The organism is Methylobacterium sp. Leaf102, from assembly GCF_001422425.1.
Lineage (GTDB): Bacteria > Pseudomonadota > Alphaproteobacteria > Rhizobiales > Beijerinckiaceae > Methylobacterium.
Map to the genome: position 1 here is coordinate 253,782 of NZ_LMMX01000012.1, position 20,973 is coordinate 274,754.

The following is a 20,973-nucleotide window of genomic DNA, read 5'->3' on the forward strand; positions in this document are numbered from 1 at the left end:
GGTGACGCCGTGAACGCCAACCTGCCCCTCGCCGCCGGGCTCGCCGCCCTGGCCGCCGGCGCAGTCGCCTGGGTCATGCTGACCCCGCTCATGACGGGCGAGAAGCGCGCGAGCCAGCGCCGCCGGGCGATCAGCGTGGTGACGCCGGGGGCGAGCGCGCGCGCGGTCACCACCAGCCGGCGCGAGCAGGTGGCGAAGAGCCTCAAGGAGATCGAGGCCAAGAAGGCCGGCACCCGCGCCAGCCTGGAGCTCAGAATCGCCCAGGCCGGCCTGACCTGGAGCCGGGAGCAGTACTACGTCGTCTCGGGCGTGCTCGCCTTCCTGTTGGGCCTCGTCGCCTATCTGACCATCAGCAGCATTCCGGCGACCCTCGCGGCGATCTTCGCGGGTGGACTCGGTCTGCCGATGTGGTTTCTCGCCCATTGGCGCAAGCGCAGGGTCGCGCGCTTCATCGCCGAGTTGCCAACCGCCATCGACATCATCACGCGCGGCGTGCGCGCCGGTATTCCCGTGAGCGACTGCTTCCGCATCATCTCGCGCGAGGCCGAGGAGCCGATCCGCTCCGAGTTCCGGATCGTGGTCGAGTCGCAGACCCTCGGCCTGTCCCTGGGCGAAGCCCTGGTGAAGATGCACGAGCGCGTCCCCGTCTCGGACGTGAACTTCTTCGCCATCGTCATCGGGATCCAGGCGAAATCCGGCGGCAACCTTTCGGAGGCCCTGGCCAACCTTTCCCGGGTGCTGCGCGAACGCAAGAAGATGGCCGGCAAGATCCAGGCGATGAGCATGGAGGCCAAGGCGTCGGGCGGCATCATCGCGGCGCTGCCGTTCGTGGTCGCGACCCTGACCTACATCGCCAGCCCGGACTACATCGCCCTGCTGTGGACGACGGATATCGGCAAGATCGGCCTCGTCGCCTCGGCGATCTGGATGTCGCTCGGCATCTTCACCATGAAGAAGATGATCAGCTTCGACTTCTGACGGGAGCGCGACCGCGCGAAAGCCTGAAAACCATGCTGGACGTCCTCGCCCACAAGCTCATCGATCCGCGCTTCCTCGGAATGGCGCTCGCCGGAATCGCGGCGGCAGCCACCGCCTTCGCCCTGCTCCAGCCCCTGATCGAGCCCGATCGCCTGGGCAAGCGCATGAAGATGGTCGGGGAGGAGCGCGACGAGCTGCGCCAGCGCGAGCGCGAACGCCTGTCGAACACCGCCGCCAAGGCGACCCTTCGGGTGGCGCCGAAAGCCTACATGAAGCGGGTGGTCGAGCAGTTCAACCTCAGCCGCTGGCTCGGAACCGAGACGGCGCGACAGCAGCTCCTCATGGCCGGCTACCGCTCCCCAGGCGCCGAGACCGGGTTCCTGTTCTTCCGCATGGTGACGCCCATCGCGATGCTCGTGGCGTCGATCCTCTACCTGTTCGTCCTCAACGTCATCGACCAGCCCGTGGCGATCCGCGCCATGATGGTGATCGCCGCCGTGCTTCTCGGCATCAAGATGCCCGAGCTCTACCTCCACAACGCCACCAAGAAGCGCCAGACCGAGATCCGGAAGGCCTGGCCCGACGCCCTCGACCTCAGCCTGATCTGTGTCGAATCCGGCATGTCGGTCGAGCACGCTTTCCGGCGGGTGAGCACGGAGATCGCGACCCAGTCCATCGTGCTCGCCGAGGAACTCGCGGTGATGACCGCCGAACTGTCGTTCCTGCCCGACCGGCGCCAAGCCTTCGAGAATCTCGCCAATCGCACGGGCCTCGACCCGGTCAAGGCGGTGACCACCGCCCTCATCCAGGCCGAGCGCTACGGCACGCCCGTCGGCCAGGCCCTACGTGTGCTCTCCCAGGAGAGCCGCGACACCCGGATGAACGAGGCCGAGAAGAAAGCCGCGGCCCTGCCGCCGAAGCTCACCGTGCCGATGATCCTGTTCTTCCTGCCGGTGCTGTTCGTGGTGATCCTCACCCCGGCGATGATCCAGGTGTTCAAGTAAGCGTCGGACGGGGGGCCGCAGGCGGCCCGTCGCTTCCGGAACGCGATCGCTCGATAGTTCCGTGAGGGCGCCGATCTCAAGAGTCGATCGGTCACCCAATCTCCGGTTCCGATCTGTTCCGTGACGAGTCGGACCGGAGGAATCCGCACCCGTTCGTCGAGGTCCGGACAAGAGATGCCCGAGCCGTCGAGGCATCACGGGCAAGAGCCCGCGGCTTTCGTCGTTCCCATCCAGCCGGATCGCGACGTGACCCTATTCGATCCGGCTGGCATCGTCGAAAGGTCCGACCGTCGGGATCCCTCATCGCGTAGGTCGCCGCTCGACGGACGATTTCCGCAAGGACCGCACGTCTCGATCACCGCCAGTCTCGATCCTGGTTCGGCTCGCGCTTCCTCGAACGAACGCGAGCGTAGGAGCCGGTCCGACCGGCTGCGAGACGGACAATGATGTGATTATCCGCCTTGTCGCACTCATCGACGACGTCATCAGCCGGGGCAGGCTGTGTGGGGGATACACCGAGCCCACGCCGACTTGGCCGTGGGGCATTCGATCGGGCGGAGACAGAGAAACGATTTTTGGTTCAATACTGAGATATTGCAGCAATCGTGAGGGTGATTGCTTTTTCCGACACAGCGTCTTCGGTCAGTCGCAAACACAAACTCATCCCGAAATATCCCATCAATCACCGAACAATGGAGAACGGAGTTCAATTCCGATTTGTTTAACAACTATAGGTTATCGATGGTGGCGCACCACCAGCGAGTAGCGATCGACCCAATGATCAGCAGCAAGCCCGTCCTCGACGATCGTACCGCTCGCCTGCAGCAACATCTGGTTTCCATTTCCGAAGCCATCGTGCGCACTCGCCGGGAAATCGCCGAACTGCAACAGGAGCATGAGGCCGGTCGAGCCTGCGACGAACTGCAAGCCGTGGTTCTCGGCACGGAGCAGGCCACCGACAGCATCCTCACCGCCTCCGAGACCGTGGACGGCCTCGCCCGTGGGATTGCCAGACGGACGCAGGACGTTGCGACCCGGGCGGACGCCGAGGCCATCCAGCGCCAGATGCAGGCCATCTTCGAGGCCTGCAATTTTCAGGATCTCACGGGGCAGCGGATCTCGAAGGTCGTTCGCACCATCGCCTATGTCGAGGAGCGGGTCGGTGAGATGCTGCGCCTCTGGACGGGTCAAGCCGGGACGACGGGGTCGGCCAGACCGGCAGCCCGCAAGGCGGTCGGCGCTAGGCCGGACGAAGAACAATCGCTGCTGAACGGTCCCGCACTGCCCGGCACGGCTGCCGTCAGCCAGGACGCCGTCGACGCGATGTTCCCGTAAGACCACCACACGAGGACTTGCCGATGGGCCGGATGCCGCAGATCGCCGGCATGACAACGCGGATCGCTCCCGCGATTGCGCGGGTGGTCAAGCCGGTGGCAGCAACCGTCGCACCCGGTTTCCGGTCCGCCCGGGTCTGGATCGGGCTCGGGATCCTGGCACCTCTCGGCATGCTCGGCGTCTGCGTCGTGATGCTGATGGAACTTCGTCAGGACGCTTGGGACAAGGCGGAGCAAACCTCCCGAAACCTGCTGCAGGTGATCGAGCGCGACATCGATCGCAACATCGAGATCATCGACTTGGCGTTGCTCGGCATCGTCGACAATCTCAAGCTGCCGGGCTTGAGCGAGATTGCGCCGCAGTTCCGCCAACGCATCCTGTTCGACCGCGCCGTCAATGCCAAGGACCTCGGCGTGATGCTGGTGCTCGACGAGAACGGCGATGTGGCCTTCGACGCCGCGAGTTGGCCAGTGCGCCGCCTCAACAGCGCCGAACGCCCCTACTTCCAGGCCCACAAGGCCAACCCCCACCTGGGCCTCCAGATCAGCCGGCCGCTGATCTCACAGCTCAGCGGCACACCGATCGTCGTGCTCAGCCGGCGGATCGACAAGGCCGACGGCTCCTTCGGCGGCGTCGTGCTCGGCAGCCTGTCGCTGCACTACTTCAACCGCCTGTTCGACCGGATCAAACTCGGACGGGCAGGGACGATCAACCTATTCCTGCACGACGGTACGCGCCTCGTGCGCCATCCCGAGCCCAATTCGGTGCTCGCCCCGAACTTCGCGGATTCGCCGAACGTCCAACGCTTCCTGCGCGAGATTCGCGGAAGCTTCGTCGGCATCACCCCGAGCGACGGGCTCGAGCGATTGTACACCTTCACGCAGGTGGCCGAATTACCGCTGATCCTGAACGTCGCCCTCCACACGCAGGAAATAGAGGGCGAGTGGCGGGCGAAGGCTCTTGTGATCGGCGCCCTCGTACTGGTCCTGTGCGGCCTCACGGTCGGGCTGTCGCTCCTGGTCGGATGGGAACTCAGGCGCCGCGCTGCCGCGGAAGCCGAGTTGGCCTGCCTTTCCCGCACCGATGCGCTCACGGCGCTGCACAACCGGCGCAGCTTCGAGGAGTCGTCGGAACGGATCTGGGACGAGGCGCGCCGTCGCGGCGGCGCTGTGGCCTTGCTCGCCATCGATGCCGATCACTTCAAGCGCTACAACGACCGTTACGGGCACGCCGTCGGCGATCGAGTTCTGCAGGCGCTCGCCCGCGCCCTGGAGCGGAGCGCACGTCGCCCGAACGATCTCGTCGCCCGCGTCGGTGGCGAGGAATTCTCCATACTCCTGGCGGACATCGAACCGGAGGGAGCCGCCTGGATCGCCGACCGGGTACACGCGGCAGTCGGCGAGCTCGTCGTCTGGGCTGATGGCGTCGATGTCGGACCGGTCACCGTGAGCATCGGCCTCGCCTTCAGCCTGCCATGGAAGGGCGGTACGCCCGAAGACCTGTTCGGTCTGGCCGACGCAGCCCTTTACGAAGCGAAGGCGAACGGCCGCAACCGGACCTGCTACACGGTGATGGGCATCAAGAGCAGGCATGCGGCCTAGGCCGAACAAAGCGTACCCGCTTGTTACCCGGTCGCACATAAGATCAGTAGCCACCGGAAAATGACCGGACTAGCTATAGCCCCAGCCCGTCTCGATACTTGAGACGCAGCGTGCGAGAGCGAAAATTGCTCTCGCCAGACAAGCGCGGAGTGCATCTGTGGCCTTGTACTATTTCGACATTCACGATGGCACATCACATTTCGATGCGGTCGGCATCGAGTGCTCCAGCCTGGACGAGGTGAAATCGTAAGCGATGCGAGTCCTGCCCGAAATCGCGCGCGAGCAGGCCTGCAACAACAATGATCGGCTCGCCTATTCGATTCTGGTGAGTGATGAGGATCACAAGGCCGTCTATTCGGCGACCCTGGTGCTTGTCGGACAGTGGTTGATCCACTGACGTTCGTGCTGAACGGGGGCGATATCGCTTGGTCCGGCTGCGGAACGGTTCGAGCCGGCAGGGAGCCTTTGGGGGGAGTACTACGGCAGTCCATGTCGTGATCGGCAACGGCTGTTCTCGGGCTATATGTGGAACACAACGCGCGTTCCGCCCAGTATGAGTGGCATGCCGAGCGTCGAACCCATCGGAAGCCCATCACATGCCCGCGCTTCCTTTGCCGAGGCGACGCGCATGACGATGGCGAGTGCCGGGGCGCCCGCCCTGAAGACAAATGTCCAGGCCTCGCATCGTCAACGCCTTACATCGCATGGATCTCCCCGGGACGACCGAACGAGTCGACGCGCAGACAACGTATGGGACACACACCGAACCCGGGACGTACAGTCAATGCCGGAATCCGCAATGGCATGAGACGTTTAGGGACCGAGCCGTCCAGCGGGAAAACCTCGACTGAAACGCGTGTCGCCACCGCGATGGCGGCTTTCCAGCACAACGGCTTTTCCCGCTGATGCCACCGCCTGCATCCACTTCGCCGAGGCCATGCACCTGCGGGGTGGGCGCGGGATCGACCGCCCGATCAGTCGGTGAACCCGCCGGCGATGGGCGCGAACGCCCGCACCAGCACGGGGTCCAGGCGCCCGTCCATCTCCGTCAGGATCGCGTAGGCCTTTGCCGCCGGCATCGGCGGCTTGTAGGACCGCCGCTCGATCAGCGCCGCGTAGATGTCGCAGACCGTGATCAGGCGCACCAGGTCGGGGATCTCCGCATCCTTCAGCCCGTCCGGGTAGCCCGACCCGTCCAGCAATTCGTGATGTGAGCGCACCACGCCCAACATCTCCGCTTCGAACCCCTCCCCGGCAAGCATGGCGTGCCCCTGCCCGGGGTGGAGCCGCATCACCGCCAACTCGGCGTCGTCGAGGCGGCCGGGCTTGTTCAGGATCGCGGGTGGAACGTGGATCTTGCCGACATCGTGCACCAGCGCGGCCTTGGTCAGGCGGTGCCGCTCGTGGGCGCCGAAGCCGAGATGCGTGGCGAAGGCCGCCGCGACGCCGGCAACCAGCAGGCAGTGCTGGTGGGTGGCGTCGTCGAAGCGGTGCATCGCCCCGATCCAGTCCCGGATGCCGGTTTCCCCGATCGCGCGCGCGACGAGCTCCGTGCCGTTGTCGATCAGGGTCGGCGTGATCGGGCGATCGGTGACGAACACGTCGGTGTAGAACGCGCTGACCCGTGCCGCCTGTGCGGCGACATGCGGAGCGAGCGGCGTCGGCGGCGCTTCCGCCACCCCGAGGGCGGCGCGAATGCGCTGCACGTCGACGGGGGCCGGCAGGATGTGCGTGGACCCCAACTCGACGGCCTGGAGGCGGGTACGGCGGCTTTCGTGTGTCTGAACGACGATCAGCGGCCCTTTGATCCGCGAGAGGGCGCGCAGGGCGCGCAGGCGGATCATGGCGCCTTCATCGAGATCGACGACGTCGCAGATCAACGTCGCATACGGCTCAGCCGGAGCCGGATCGGCGTAGAGATCGTGCATCCGGCAGGCCAAAGCCGGCGCGAGCTGGGGGATCAGCGCGGCGTTGCGGCCCGGATCGTCCGTGACCCAGAGGACGCGCTTCGCGCGGTCGGCCGGCGCCGTGCCGATGGCCTCAACCACGACGCAGACCGCGCCGGGTTCCCAAGGACTGATGCGGCGCCCGGTCGGCGGCCTCGGCCTGCTGCTGCGGCGTCAGCGGCTTCGGGGGCAACTTGGCGAGTTGGAGGATCCGCACGCCCGCAAGGCTTCCGGCGCGCCACGCGAGGTTGACCGAGCAGACGTAATCCATGCCGATGATCTTCAGCATGAAATCGTTCGGAAGCTCGATGTGCGCCGGCACGCCGATCTTGGCGCCCGTGCTTGAAACATCCTTCACCGTACAGGGCGTCTCAGCCCCACCGGGGGTCCGAATGAGGCCGATCCAGTTCGTTGTGTTCCGGGGCGCCCGCTGGCGCTCGATCGATCTGTTGGGATTTTCGGGCAACGATCTGCTTCCAACACCAAATTTCAGACTGGATAGCCATCGCAGAATATGTACACCCCGATTCGTTACTCAATATTTATGCAGTAACGGTCGTCACTTCAGTTCCAGGTATACCCTTCCCAACGGCAACCTCAGATTGATTCGCCCAAGGCTCATCTGGGCCGAGGCTTCCTGCCCAGCCGACCGCAACCGGGAGTCCAGCCAGATCGGCCCACGCTTCGCTGCGCCTGCAGATGCGCTGTGTCGCCCAGGGGCTAGCCCACATCCCACCGCCGTTGGATCGTGCCGAGCGTAGCCAAGCTTTCGCACCGAGACGGGCCGCAAAGCTCAGGGATGCCGAAGACCGGCGGGCTCGCTTGACCGACCTACTCTCGATCGTGTGATGAACTGGATGGGCAATCCGGAGAATCGGAACGCTCAGACAATAGGCAATAGCGCGCCATCCGCTGCCAGCGGAGGTTGAGTGCGCCGAACCTCCCGTCGGACGGGACCGACGGGATCGGTCTGGCGTCAAGGGTCGGGTTATGACAGGCAGCAACATCACGGTCGCGTCGGCCCGCCTCCGGGCGCGCGATCTCCTGCTGGCCTCGACAACCCTTGTCGGGTTTAGCGTTCAGCCGTGCCAGACCCCGACGGTGCCGCCCGTGGCCGCGACGCTCCTGCGCGAGCGGATCGCCCGCTGGCTGGCCCTCGCCGTCGAGACTCCGGCCGCCCTCGTCGCCCGGCTGAACCCCCTGCGCATCCGGAAGGTGCGCCCGGCGGCGCGGATCGGGCGGCGGCAATTGCGGGAGACCCTACGGGCGGTTGCGGTGTTGGCCGTCCGGGCGCGTGGCGTGCTCGCCCGTTCCGGGCTGGTGGTCCGCGTCCCTCGCCGTCGGGACCGGCATGGCCCACGCGCAATCGTCGATTTGGAGAGGGCACAGGCGCCACCACGACGACCGGCGATTACAGCCCCGGACCCAATCGGAATAACGGGACGGCTCCGATCGAAGCGGGCCGGTCTGCCGTTTTCACCGACACGGGCGCCACCGCCATCAACGTACGGGTCGGCCCGATCACGCCGGATAGCTGGACTTTCAGCACCGTTGCTCAGAGCTAGACGATTACCGGCGGAGGCGTGAATTTCGGCGGTGCCAGCCTCGTCAACATCGCCACGAGCGGGGCCATCTGCATCGCCAACGCCATTGGTGTCCAGCCAAACGGCATAGTTGTTTAGGATCGCGTTGACGATCTTGCCCGCCGTTTCCGCCGCCTCGACTGCATTGAGGAAGCGGATAAACTCCTGCGGTGGCGCTTGTAGTCGTGGGTGCGGGTCGTCGGCTTGCCCGGCTTCATCGGCAACGGGTCCTGCGGGCGGGCGGGTCGACGTAGAGCCCAACGACGTCACGCAACTTGGCGGCGAAGGCCGGATCGGTGGAGAGCTTGAACTACCGGACCCGATGCGGCTGCAGACCGTGCCCGCTCCAGCATCCGCTGCACCGACGAAACGCTGATGGCCGCGACCTTGCTCATGGCGGCGACCGTCCAATGCGTGGTCGCGCCGGGCGGATCGCCTTGCGTCAGAGCCACCACGCGCGCCGCCACCTCCGGCCCCAGCGGCGGGATGCGCGTCGGCCGCGTCTTATCCCGCAACCGCCCCCCCCGAACGGACTCGACCGTCAGGGCTCAACCACCAGGACAGGCTGACGCGCGCGGTCTTCGGGTACGCGCCGACGCGGGCTCTATGGTCGATCGTCGAAGGCCGAACCGAGCGCTTGCCTTCTCCTTCGAGCCCGGAGACCTCGAGCGAGCGGCGCGATCAGCGTCGCCGTTGTGATGCTCCCGTGGCCGCCCGGCTCACGGCCCGCCGCAGGATTCGCGACAGATCCTCCACCGAATAGGGTTTCTTCAAGAACGGGAAGCCGTGTGTGCCCTCCTCGGCTAGGACATGGCTGTAGCCAGACGCGAGCACCACCGGCATTCCCGGATGGCGATGCCGGATCTCGCGGGCCATATCGATGCCGTTCATCCCCGGCATCACGACATCGGAGAAGATCACGTCGAAGCCCGGGGGGGCCTGCAGCATCTCCAGGGCCTTCTCGGCGTTCATCGCCCAGGCGGTCTCGTAGCCGAGTTCGCGCAACGCCTGGGTGGCGAAAGCGCCGACCTCCTCGTTGTCCTCGACCACGAGAACCCGCGTCCCATGGCCGTCGGCGAGTGGCTCGGGCTCGTCGTCCGTCTCTTCGGCCATGTGCCGCCCCATCGCGCGGGGCAGGTAGAGGGTGAAGGTGGTGCCGCTGCCGGGCGCACTCTCGACCAGAACTTCGCCACCCGACTGCTTGGCGAAACCGAACACCTGGGACAAGCCGAGACCTGTGCCCTGGCCGACGCCCTTGGTGGTGAAGAACGGCTCGAAGATCCGGTCGAGGTCGCCCTCCGCGATTCCGGTTCCCGTGTCGCGGACCGACACCGCGACGAAGTCGCCCGGGATGCGTGGGTGAGCCCGGACCGCCGGAATGCCGGAGGCGCGCCGCACGCCTATATCGAGGCGACCCTCGCCGCCCATGGCATCGCGTGCGTTGATGGCCATGTTGACCAGGGCCGTATCGAACTGGCTCGGGTCGGCATTGATGAGGTGTGGGACGTCCTCGCCCTCGGCGTTCCTGACCGGGGTGACGTCGGTGACGACCCGGATGCGCGCACCCGTCAGGGTTCCGACCATGTCGGCGACGGAAGCGACGCTGCGGCCGACGTCGAACACCTCCGGCGTCAGGGCCTGACGCCGCGCGAAGGCGAGGAGCTGGCCCGTGAGCTTGGCGGCGCGCGTGACCGTGTCCGAGATGGCTCCGATATAGCGTTGCCGGCGTTCCTCGGACAGGTCCGGACGCTTCAGAAGATCGGTCGAGGACCGGATCACCGTCAGCAGATTGTTGAAGTCGTGCGCGACGCCGCCCGTGAGCTGACCCACGGCCTCCAGCTTCTGGGACTGACGGAGCTGCTCTTCCAGGGCGCGACGCTCGGTGACGTCGCGGCCGGCTGCGTAGAAGTGATCGCCTTGGGGGATCGCGTTCCACGACACCCAGCGATAGCCGCCATCCGCCGCCCGGATCCGCACATCGAGATTGTCGAGTACCTCGCCGGCGCGAAGCTGCGCGAAGGCCGCCGCGGCCGCCCCCTTGTCGTCGGGGTAGACGTAGTCGTCGAAGGACGTATCCACGAGGTCGCCCTCGGACCAGCCGAGCATCTCGGTCCAGGCCGGATTGACCGCACGGTAGAAGCCGTCGAAACCGCAGACCACGAGCAGATCCCGGCTGGCACGCCACACGAGATCGCGTTCCGTGGTCCGTTCGCGGGCGGTATCCCGCAGGATGCCCTCCGCGAGGCGGCGGTCGGTGACGTCGTTGAACAGCAGGGCGAGCCGGTGCTGGACAGGCTCGCCGATGCGCAGGGCCTGCACCTCGAACCAGCGCCCCAGCGCCACGACCCCGCTCTCGAACCGGACGGCTTGCCCGGACAGGGCAACGGCACCGTAGGTGTCGAGCCAGGTCCGTTCGAGGTCCGGCACCACTTCGCTCACCCACTTGCCGACCACGTCGTCGAGCCCGGTATGACGGGCGAAAGCGGGGTTCGCCTCGACGAAGCGGTAATCGATGGCCCGGCCCTCCGCGTCGAAACGCATCTCGATCACGCAGAAGCCGGCGTCGAGGGCGTTGAACAGGGTCCGGTAGCGCGCCTCGCTCTCGGCGAGCATGCCCTCTTCGGTCCGGAACCGGGTGACATCGAGCTGGCTGGCGAAGAAGTAACGTAGCTGGCCCTCGGGGGTGAAGACCGGGCTGACGTAGAGCTCGTTGCGGAACGTCGAACCGTCACGGCGGTAATTCAGGATCTCGACCACCACATCGCGCCGGGCCGAGATGGCATCGCGGACGCGGGCGACATCGGCCGGATCGGTGTCCGGTCCCTGCAAGAATCTGCAGTTGCGGCCGATCAATTCCTCTGCCGAGTAGCCGCACAGATCTTGGAACGCCCGGTTGGCGAACACGATGGGATTGTCGGGCTGGTTGGGGTCGGTGACGATCTGGGGCATGCGGGTCTTCTCCGCAGCCGTGAACAGGAGGTCGACATCCGCCGCGGACGTCTGCTGACCGCTTTCCGGTCGACGCACATGCGAGATGTTCCGCTCGCGCAGCCGCGCGATCTCGGCCTGGAGTTCGCGGTTCTCGGTGCGTAGGCGCTCGTTCTCGATGTCCATGCCGTCCGCTTCCGTGGGAACAGCGCCGCAAGCGCCACGCCCAAACGCAACGGCCGAGAGCGAGAGAGGGTCCGCCTCCGCGCACCCCAGCCGCGCCCGGCCAGTGAGAATCGAGGGAGGTTCGCGAAGCGACGGCTTAGAGGCCTCACAAAACTCCCGATCACCGCCAGCGCTCGCTCTGTGCACCCCGATGCAGCGGGAGTTTTGCGAGAGACATTTAGACGATCGCCCCGCTGGCCGATACCGGTACGGGCGAGCCCTGAACAGTCATGGACGTTCCCCGGAAATCCGTTCCGCCGACGCCCGTGGGGTGACGGATCGTCCCGGGCGCACCGCCGCCGCTCGCACCGGTCCGCCCGCGGGACGCCCCCGCACAGCCGGTGATCGGCCGGACGTCGATCCTGTGTTTCGCTTCGCTGCTCACTTTGCCGGATCGTACGCATGGGCGCCTCCGGACAAGCGCCACGGGTCCCCGCCGATGCATCGTTTCCGTCTCCCGCCTTGACGATCCGGGGGCCTGAGACCGATCGGGAGTGCTTTGCTCATCGCGAGGCGACACGGCGGAGAATGCGAAGTCAGGCGCCGCGCAGGGCCGGGATCGCCGAGCGGAGACGAGAATAGCCGCGCGTGGATTTCGGCCACGCCGCATCGTCCCAGGCCCGCCGCACGCGCAAGCACCCATCCGGCATCGCCGTCGCCGAAGGTCCGACCGGGGGCCAGGCCGTCACCACCGGCAGGCCGTCCGCCCAGCCGTTCCCGACCGGGGCCGCCGGGCACGCGAAATGCGCCGCCGCCCGGGCCAAGGCATCCGCCATCGCGGCCTCGTCCGCGGCCTCGACCCGATCGGACGCACCCTCGGCATGGACGATCAGACCTCCGATCCGGACGATCTTCGTCCCGCGGAGCGGCAGGCTCTCTGGGTGGAGATCGTCGAGGTGCAGGAGCAGGGCGACATCGCCTTCCGGTATCGGATCTGCCTGCGGCAACTCCACCTCCCGCGGCGGCATCGGCTCGTCGAGGGCGTCCGGGTATTCGTCGAGACCGACGGGGTCGAAGCGTCCCTCCGTGTAGCGCCGGATGTTCTCCGCACGGGCGACGTAGTGCTTGCCGCGGGTGTGCAGGCCAGCGACCCAGCGCCAGGACAGCGTGTTGCTGGCCGGATCGCCATCGACGAGGTGTCGCATGAAGAATGCGGCCCCGAGCGCCCAGGGCAGGCGCAGGGTGAAGATCCAGATCGAGGCGAACCACATTCGGGCGTGATTGTGCAGCCAGCCGGTCTCGACGAGTTCGCGCGCCCAATCATCGAACCCGTCGATGCCGGCTCGGCCCTCCGTGGCCGATTCGTGGATGCGGCGCAGTCCGGGTTCGGCGGCGAGCAGGTCATGCCCGTGTCCGACCTCGGCGAGGAAGTTCGTCCAGGCCGCCGGGTGGGTCTCCAGATGCCCCTTGAAGTAGGTTCGCCAGAAGACCTCGGAGACGAACTTCTCCGCTCCGCCATCGCCGAACGCCCGATCCGCGGCGGCCACGACTTCCGCCTCCGTGATCAGGCGCCGGCGCAGATAGGGCGAGAGCATCGATGTGCTCGGCCCGTTGCCCGGCCCCCGGTCGGTGTTGCGGTCCGCAGCGTAAGCGGCGCCGGGGCCTCCGAGGAAATCGGAGAGGCGCTCGAGCCCGGCGGCCCGGGTCATGGTGAAGGTACGATGCATCGGTTCGATTTAGGGTCGTCGATGGCAGCGCCGATGCGACTCAATTCCCGGCGGCGTCCTTGCTCATTGGCCGGGTTCCGGGCTCGTTCGATTGCCTGCCCGAGGCGCGCAATCCGGAGCCCGTCCGAGTCTGTAAGCTCATTCTACCGCGGCACCGGATCTCCCTCGTCGCAGGTGCGCCGCACTCCGGATCGTCAAGCCCTGCGCAGGCGCATGCCGAACACCCGAAGGGTCGCGAGGAGGATCAGTCCATAGACGATGGCTCCTGCGGTGCCGAGCACACCGAGGACTACGATTTCGCGCAGATGCGGCAGAGCCGGCACCACGCCCTCGACCACCGACAGTCCATAGCGGGCGACGACGGCCAGGGCGGCGCACGCGATGGTGACGCCGACGAGGGTAATGCCGAGCCCCCGGCTTGGCACCATCCAGCCGCGCCGCCAGGCGAGCACCACCAGAATCGCGAGATTGACCCACTGCCCGATCGCGGTGGCGAGCGCCAGACCGGTGACGCCGTAAGGGCCCGTGAGCACGACCTTGAAACCGACATTGATCGCGATGGCCGAGAGCGAGGCGATGAGGGGCGTCATCGTGTCCTGGCGGGCGTAGAAACTCGGCAGGGCGCTGCGCAGGAGCACCACGGCTGGGAGCGCCAGCCCATAGGCGGCGAGCACCGAGGCGGCGCGTGCCGCATCCTCGGCACCGAACGCGCCACGCTGGAACAGGGCCACCATGATCAGACCCGGCAAGTTCAGGAACGCGATGGTGAAGGGAGCCGATAGGGCGAGCGAGAAACCAGCCGCCCGGTTCTGCGCCGCATGCGCGCCCGCCGCGTCACCGGCGGCGATTCGCCGGCTCATCTCCGGCAGCAGCACCGTGCCGGCCGCGATGGCGATGACCCCGAAGGGCAGCTGGTAGAGACGGTCGGCATACCAGAGCGCCGAGACTGCGCCGGTGGGGAGGAAGCTCGCGATGATGGTGTCCGCAAAGGACGCGATCTGGAACCCGGCCGAACCGATCACTGCCGGACCCAGGACCTTGAAAAACCGCGTCATGGTGGGGTCGCGTAGGGTCGGCGGCACGAGGGAGGGCGCGATGCCGGAGCGTCGGCATGCCCACCACAGCAGGGCGAACTGCAGCACGCCGGAGACCGACACGCCCCAGGCGGCGGCGTAGGCCGCGTTCGGGAACAGGAACGCCAGACTGAATGCCACCAACATCGACAGGTTGAGCAGCACCGGCGCGCCCGCCGCCACCGCAAAGCGCCGCTGCGCATTGAGCAGGCCGGAGAACAGCGTCACCAGGGTCATGAACAGCAGGTAGGGGAACGTGATCCGTGTGAGCGAGACGGCCAGCGCGAAGCGCTCGGGATCCTCGGAGAATCCCGGTGCCAGGGCCCTGACCACCCACGGCATCGCCGGCATCGCGAGGGCCAGGAACACGACCTGGACGAGCAGCATCAGGGTAAAGATACGGTCGGCGAAGCGCCGGGCCGCCCCCGCCTCGGCGGCCTCGGACAGGCCGGCGTAGGTCGGCACGAAGGCGGTGTTGAACGCACCCTCGCCGAAGATCGCACGGAAGTGGTTCGGCAGCCGGAACGCCACCACGAACGCGTCGGCGATGGGACCCGCTCCAAGGATCGCCGCCATCACCACGTCGCGGGCGAACCCGGTGACCCGTGACACCAGCGTCCAGCCGCCGACGGAGAGGATGGAGCGGATCATGGAGACAATCGGGGAGACGAGGAAGGATGTTGCCCTTCGGGGCGCTCGGCCCCTCTTGTGGGGGCGGGCTGCCTTCGTGGGGAATGGCCGCGTGTCGAGGCGCGAACCGAAAGAGGCGCCACGAGCCTCGATGGCTCGCGGCGCGCAGTCAAGAAAAGATCAGGCGATGGCCTCGCCGTACATCTTCTCCACGTGCTCCCAGTTCACCAGATTCTCGATGAACGCCTTGAGGTAGTCGGGCCGGCGGTTGCGATAGTCGATGTAGTAGGAATGCTCCCAGACATCGACGCCGAGGATCGGCTTCGCGCCGTGCACCAGGGGGTTCTCGCCGTTAGGGGTCTTCTGGATCTCGAGCTTGCCGTCCTTGACCGCGAGCCACGCCCAGCCCGAGCCGAACTGACCGATCCCGGCCTGGATGAAGTCAGCCTTGAACTTCTCGAAGCCGCCGAGATCCTCGTCGATCTTTTTTGCAAGGGCACCCGGCACGGCACCGCCGCCATTGGGCTTCATCCACTGCCAGAAGTGGATGTGGTTGTAGTGCTGACCGGCGTTGTTGAACAGCGGCTGGTTGTTGCCGTAGGCGGAGGTCAGAACCTCCTCGACGCTCTTGCCTTCGAGACCCGTACCTTCGAGCAGCTTGTTGCCCGTGTCGACATAGGCCTTGTGGTGCTTGTCGTGGTGGAACTCGAGGGTTTCCTTCGACATGTAGGGGCCGAGCGCGTCATAGGCGTAAGGCAGTTCGGGCAGGGTGAAGGTCATCGGCAAATCTCCGGGTCGTGACGTCAGGGAATGCGAAGGCAGGCAGGACGATCCGCCGGCCATCCGCACACCCAACGCGCCGATACCTAAGTGGATGCCGGCACGGCGGCAACGCCCGAGCGGCCCATGGCCTGTGTCCGGGGTTTCGATTTTGCAAAAGGCCGGCAGGGCCTTACTGTGCGCGCCGCACTCCGGGTGCGGGCGTTTTTCGAGAGTTCCATGATCATTGCGCTGTTCGCGCTTGCCGTCCTGATGATCGTCGGTGGTGTTGCATCGGTCGTTCAGGGGTTTCCCTTCGTGCGCCTCGAGAGCGGTATGGCGATGACCGTCGCCGGCGCGACCACCGCGTCTGCGGGGGCGGTGGTTCTGGGCCTCGCCACGGTGGCGAGCCACCTGCGCGGCCTCGGGCGGCGCCTGGGCGAGGTGCGGGCCGCGACGCCCCCGGTCGAGAGTCTCGCGGCACGCCCACCCGAGCCCGAGGTCTCCGAACCGGCGTTTGCCATGCCGGCCCTCGGCGAAAGGCCGATGCGCCAGCGTCCGAGCCTCGGCGGCCCCGAAAGCCGCGAATTCGGTATGGGCGGCATGGCCATGGGTGGATTGGGTCTCGGGGCCGCCGGCCTCGGAGCCCAGGCACTCGCTGCCGCCGAACCGGACCAGGCGAAATTCGGCGCGGGGCCCCATGGTCGCGGGCCGGAGCCGACCTTCGTTCTCCCGCCCGACATCGACCTTCCTGCCCCGCCGCCCCCAGAGACCGTGGAGCCGCTGCTACCCGATCTCCTGCCGCCGCTGGACGCGCAGGCGCCGAGCGCCGAGGTGCGGCCCCTCGCTCCCGAGCCAACGTTTGCCGAGACTTCTTCTGCCGAGATCTCGCCTGCCGAGCCCCGCTCTGACGAACCCGAATCGGTCGCGGCGCAGGCCGCTCCGCCGGAGGATCGTCGCGCCATGGCCCTGTTCGACACCGGCACCGACGCCCCGGGGGAGCCGGTCCGTCTGTATCCGACCCTGGATACGATGGCCGACATCACCCCCGAGCCCGCGCCGGCGCCCGAAACGCCCGCCGTCGAGGACAAACCGGAGATCGTCGGAACCTATGCGTCCGGCGGCAACACCTACGTGATGTACGCCAACGGTTCCATCGAAGCGGAGACGCCGCGTGGACGCTTCAGCTTCGATTCCCTCGATGAGCTGAAGGCCTTCGTGGAAGCCGGCGGCGAAACCGATGCGCGGGGGGCCGCCTGAGGCGCCTCCTCGTCTCCCCCTTAGCCGCGGGGGTCCAGAACCGTGCTGCGTGCCGGCAACGGCGCCAGCATCCGGAGATGAAAACCGTCCGGCGGATAGTCAATCGTCACGTCCGCCCGGACCTGGGCCGTGAGTACGCGCTGGAGCAGGCGTGAACCGAACCCCTGGCGCGTCGGCGCGCGCACCGTCGGACCGCCGCTCTCGCGCCACTCGAAGCGCAGGGTCCCGGCCGGGCCGTCCGGCACCAGATCCCAAGTGATCACCACGCGTCCATCCGGGGTCGAGAGCGCTCCGTATTTCGCCGCGTTCGTGGTGAGTTCGTGGATCGCCATGCCGATGGGGACGGCGAGTTCGGACGTGAGATCCACGGCCGGACCTTTCAGGTGAATCCGGGCATCCCCGGCCCCGTCCATGTCACCGTCGGCGTAGGGTCGCAACTCGTTGGCGAGCAGGGTGCGCAGGGACGCGGTCTGCCACGTGTCCTCGGTGAGCACCGAATGGGTGTGGGCGAGGGACATGATCCGCCCGACGAAGGCCTCGTAGAAGCTCTCGATGCTGGAGGCCGTGCGGGCCGTCGAGCCGACGATGGCCTGCACGGTCGCGAGGGTGTTCTTCACCCGATGATGCAGTTCGCGGATGAGGAGGGTCTGGCGCTCCTCGGCCATGCGCCGCTCGGTGACGTCCGCCACGACCCCGATGAGCCGGCGCGGCAGCCGGTGGGGGGCATCGCGCTCGAAGCGCCCGGCGAGATCGATGATCCGCCACGCTCCGTCGCTGCGGCGCCGAATCCGCCCCGTGGCCTTGAGCACGGCATCGCCGCGCAGGGCGTTCGTGATCGCGGAGCGGAAGGCCGCCCGATCGTCGGGGTGGAGGATGTGCTCCAAGAACTCGCGCTTGCCCACGGCGCCATCTTCGACGCTGCGCCCGAAGATCGCGAACATGCGCTCGTTCTCCCAGACCGCCTGATCGTCGAGCATGTGCCACTCGAAGATCCCGAGGGCGGCGAGCGACGTGGCGATGCGCAGGCGTTGCTCCCCCGCGCGCAGGGCCGTGCGGGCGACGACCTGTGCGGTGATGTCCTGCACGACACCGACGATGCCGGCGGATACACCGTCATTCCGGCTCGCCTCGCCCCGCAAGCCGAGATGGATCTCGGTTCCGTCGTCGGCCCGGCGCAACCGGCATTGCAGGGCGAAGGGCCCACCCTCCGCCAGGGCGGATCGCACTTGGGTCTCGATCCGCCCCACCTCCTCCGCGTCCAGGCGGCCGCGCAGGGTCGCCCAGGAAAACCGGACGCCTGGCCGGTCGCCGAGGATGAAGGCCGCGCGTCGCGACAGCGAGATGAGGCCGGTCGCCGTATCGAAGCGCCATTCGCCGACGCCGGCCGCGGTGAGGGCTGCCTGATTCTCGACGGCCGGCACCAGGTCGTCGGCGTCCACCGCATCGACCACGACCACTTGGACGCCATTCGTAGGGGGCGAGGACCGGACATGGATATCGAGGATGCCGCCATCGGCGCGATGCCAGCGCCGGATGCCGTTCGTGACGGGCAGGGCGGTTTCACCGAGGCGGGTGAGTTCCACCCCCGTGAGCCCCCCGTCGGGGTAGTCCAAGAGATGGCAGAGATGGGGGTTGGCCGTGCGAATACGGCCATCGCCAAGGCCGATGACGAGAAGGCCGATGACGGCCCCAGTGAACGCTACGTCGGCGGGATCGTTCGCGCGCGGTGGAGGCGCCGCCGTCCCGTTGTGATCCGCAACGTCGCTCAAACCGCAACCTCGCTCAACGGCACCCCGCCGCATGCAAGCTTCCCAGAACTTCGGGAAGACCTTCGCCGATCTTGGGAAACCGACGCGCCGAGCGCATGCAAAGCCTTCGGGCGACGGAAGGCAAGAGGGGTTGTGCCCCCGCAATGGGGCCCTTCCCCTGTATAGGGGGGTTCCACCCCTGCAAGAAGGGCTCTGCCCCGGAAACAAGAAGGGCTCTGCCCCGGAAACGAGAAGGGCTCTGCCCCGGAAAAGGAAGCCCCGTCGGAAAGCCCCTCAATCCGCCGAGGCGCGCCGGAATTCCAGATAGGTGGGCGCACGCCCGGCGATCAGGGCCTTCGCTTCGTAGCGCGTTCCCGGCCAATCGGACCACGCCACGCGCCAATCGTCCGCGCGCACAGCGGTCCAGGTGAGCGCGGGGCAGCGAGCGGCACGCACGAGGGTCCAGCCGGCATAATCGTCGATGTCGCTGGCAAAACGGAACACGCCGCCGGGTTTCAGGACACGCGCGATCTCACGCAAGGACTCATCCGAGACGAACCGGCGCTTGCGCTGTCGGCGCTTGGGCCAAGGATCGGGATAGAGCAGGTAGACCCGCGCCAGGGCACCGTCGGGGATCGCCGCCAGCAACGCAGTGGCGTCTTCGTCCCACACCCGAACGTTCGAGAGGCACCCGTCGTCGACGGCGCGCAGGAGCTTGACCACGCCGTTGACGAAGGGCTCGGCGCCGATCAAGCCGATGCGCGGATTGGCCGTGGCCTGGGCCGCGAGATGCTCGCCGCCGCCGAAGCCGATCTCGAGCCAGACCTCGTCCACCGGGACCGGGAACAGGCCGATCGGATCGAGGCGTTCGCCCTGTGCCGGCAGAACGACCCGCAGGCGCGGAAGCAATTCTTCCAGGCGCTGCTCCTGGACAGCGCGCAGGCGCTTGCCCTTGCGGCGTCCGAAGAAGGCACGGTCCGCGCCCTCGACGACATCCCCGCCCACGATGGGCGGGAGTTCATCCCGCCCCATGGTCATGGGATCAGGACAGAGCCGACTTGAGGCTGTCGGCGAGATCGACGCGCTCCCACGAGAAGCCGCCATCCGCCTCTGGGGCCCGGCCGAAGTGGCCGTAGGCCGAGGTGCGGGCGTAGATCGCCTTGTTGAGACCGAGCTTCGTCCGGATGCCGCGGGGCGACAGATCGAAGGCGTTCATGAGAACGTCTTCCAGCTTGGCCTCGTCGACCTGACCGGTCCCGTGGAGATCGACGTAGATCGACAGCGGCTTGGCCACGCCGATGGCGTAGGCGAGCTGGATGGTGGCGCGGGTCGCGAGCCCTGCCGCGACGACGTTCTTGGCGAGATAGCGTGCGGCGTAGGCCGCCGAGCGGTCGACCTTCGTCGGATCCTTGCCCGAGAAGGCGCCGCCACCGTGCGGAGCCGCACCGCCGTAGGTGTCGACGATGATCTTGCGGCCGGTGAGGCCAGCGTCGCCGTCGGGGCCGCCGATGACGAACTTGCCCGTGGGGTTCACGTGCCAGACCGTCTCCTCGGAGACCCAATCCTTCGGAAGGGCGGCGAGGATGTAGGGCTCGACGATGGCGCGCACGTCGGCCGAATCCAGGGATTCGTCGATATGCTGGGTCGAGAGGACGATCTGCGTCACGCCGACGGGGCGTCCGTTCTCGTAGCGCACGGTGACCTGGCTCTTGGCATCGGGACCGAGCTTGGCCGCATCGCCCTGCTTACCCTTGCGGGCGTCGGCCAGGTCCTTGAGGATCTTGTGGGCGTAGTAGATCGGTGCCGGCATCAGTTCGGGCGTCTCGTCGGACGCGTAGCCGAACATGATACCCTGGTCGCCCGCGCCCTCGTCCTTGTTGCCGGACGAATCGACGCCCTGGGCGATGTCGGCCGACTGGGCGTGGAGATGGATGGCGATGTCGTTGTTCTTCCAGTGGAAGCCCGACTGCTCGTAGCCGATGTCCTTCACGGCCTCACGGGTGAGGTGCTCGAGGTGCTCGAAGGTCACGGAATCCGGACCGCGCACCTCGCCGGCGATGACGATGCGATTGGTGGTCGCCAGGGTCTCGACGCCGAGACGGGCCTCCGGCATCGCCGCCATGTAGGCGTCCACGACCGTATCGGAGATCCGGTCGCAGACCTTGTCCGGATGACCTTCCGAGACGGACTCGCTCGTGAACAGATAATTGGAACGTGCCATGGACAGCATACCCGG

The 20,973-nt window shown here is 67.1% G+C and carries 15 protein-coding genes and 1 pseudogene; 6 read left to right on the forward strand and 10 right to left on the reverse strand.

The window, feature by feature from the left end; all coding sequences use genetic code 11:
• Positions 1-9 precede the first annotated feature (9 nt).
• The 5 genes from ASF27_RS09370 to ASF27_RS23065 all read left to right on the forward strand — a co-directional run bounded on the left by ASF27_RS09370 (position 10) and on the right by ASF27_RS23065 (position 5,315).
• Positions 10-978: a type II secretion system F family protein gene (locus ASF27_RS09370; protein ID WP_056170153.1), complete on the forward strand. Its 969-nt coding sequence runs from the start codon at positions 10-12 to the stop codon at positions 976-978.
• 32 nt (positions 979-1,010) lie between these two features.
• Positions 1,011-1,982, forward strand: coding sequence for a type II secretion system F family protein (locus tag ASF27_RS09375; protein ID WP_056170156.1), 972 nt, complete (start codon positions 1,011-1,013; stop codon positions 1,980-1,982).
• 777 nt (positions 1,983-2,759) lie between these two features.
• A complete protein-coding gene (locus tag ASF27_RS09380; RefSeq protein WP_056170161.1) occupies positions 2,760-3,317 on the forward strand; it encodes a protein phosphatase CheZ in 558 nt (185 codons plus the stop codon).
• A gap of 32 nt (positions 3,318-3,349) precedes the next feature.
• Positions 3,350-4,918, forward strand: coding sequence for a sensor domain-containing diguanylate cyclase (locus ASF27_RS09385; protein ID WP_244480956.1), 1,569 nt, complete (start codon positions 3,350-3,352; stop codon positions 4,916-4,918).
• A gap of 253 nt (positions 4,919-5,171) precedes the next feature.
• Positions 5,172-5,315, forward strand: coding sequence for a hypothetical protein (locus tag ASF27_RS23065; RefSeq protein ID WP_244480957.1), 144 nt, complete (start codon positions 5,172-5,174; stop codon positions 5,313-5,315).
• A 577-nt stretch (positions 5,316-5,892) separates the two neighbouring features.
• Here the strand turns inward: ASF27_RS23065 and ASF27_RS09395 are convergent.
• From ASF27_RS09395 to ASF27_RS09420, 7 genes and pseudogenes are all read right to left on the reverse strand, one after another.
• Positions 5,893-6,966 (reverse strand): HD domain-containing phosphohydrolase, encoded by a 1,074-nt coding sequence (locus tag ASF27_RS09395; protein WP_244480958.1) that lies wholly within the window; start codon positions 6,964-6,966, stop codon positions 5,893-5,895.
• Positions 6,959-7,222: a hypothetical protein gene (locus tag ASF27_RS09400; protein WP_056170165.1), complete on the reverse strand. Its 264-nt coding sequence runs from the start codon at positions 7,220-7,222 to the stop codon at positions 6,959-6,961. Before ASF27_RS09400 ends, ASF27_RS09395 begins: the two co-directional genes overlap by 8 nt.
• Before the next feature lie 1,309 nt (positions 7,223-8,531).
• A pseudogene (locus tag ASF27_RS23070) lies at positions 8,532-8,968 on the reverse strand (IS630 family transposase); the annotation flags it as partial.
• 160 nt (positions 8,969-9,128) lie between these two features.
• Entirely contained in the window at positions 9,129-11,561 is a 2,433-nt protein-coding gene (locus ASF27_RS09405) for a PAS domain S-box protein (RefSeq protein WP_056359512.1), read from the reverse strand.
• Positions 11,562-12,136: 575 nt separating this feature from the next.
• A complete protein-coding gene (locus tag ASF27_RS09410; RefSeq protein ID WP_244480959.1) occupies positions 12,137-13,267 on the reverse strand; it encodes an FAD-binding domain-containing protein in 1,131 nt (376 codons plus the stop codon).
• A gap of 194 nt (positions 13,268-13,461) precedes the next feature.
• Positions 13,462-14,991 (reverse strand): murein biosynthesis integral membrane protein MurJ, encoded by a 1,530-nt coding sequence (gene murJ / locus ASF27_RS09415; protein ID WP_056359515.1) that lies wholly within the window; start codon positions 14,989-14,991, stop codon positions 13,462-13,464.
• A 159-nt stretch (positions 14,992-15,150) separates the two neighbouring features.
• On the reverse strand, positions 15,151-15,750 hold the full coding sequence (locus ASF27_RS09420; protein WP_056170175.1) for a superoxide dismutase: 600 nt from the start codon (positions 15,748-15,750) through the stop codon (positions 15,151-15,153).
• Positions 15,751-15,969: 219 nt separating this feature from the next.
• On the opposite strand from ASF27_RS09420, the gene ASF27_RS09425 reads away from it, so the two are divergent.
• Entirely contained in the window at positions 15,970-16,989 is a 1,020-nt protein-coding gene (locus ASF27_RS09425) for a hypothetical protein (protein WP_056359518.1), read from the forward strand.
• 20 nt (positions 16,990-17,009) lie between these two features.
• On the opposite strand, the gene ASF27_RS09430 is transcribed toward ASF27_RS09425, so the two are convergent.
• The 3 genes from ASF27_RS09430 to metK form a co-directional block, all read right to left on the reverse strand.
• Positions 17,010-18,656, reverse strand: a complete 1,647-nt coding sequence (locus ASF27_RS09430) for an HWE histidine kinase domain-containing protein (RefSeq protein ID WP_244480965.1) — start codon at positions 18,654-18,656, stop codon at positions 17,010-17,012.
• Between the two features lie 375 nt (positions 18,657-19,031).
• Entirely contained in the window at positions 19,032-19,775 is a 744-nt protein-coding gene (locus ASF27_RS09435; RefSeq protein WP_082478917.1) for a tRNA (guanine(46)-N(7))-methyltransferase TrmB, read from the reverse strand.
• Positions 19,776-19,779: 4 nt separating this feature from the next.
• The gene (metK, locus tag ASF27_RS09440; RefSeq protein WP_056170702.1) at positions 19,780-20,958 is read right to left on the reverse strand and encodes a methionine adenosyltransferase; all 1,179 of its coding nucleotides are present in this window, start codon (positions 20,956-20,958) and stop codon (positions 19,780-19,782) included.
• Between the last annotated feature and the right edge of the window lie 15 nt (positions 20,959-20,973).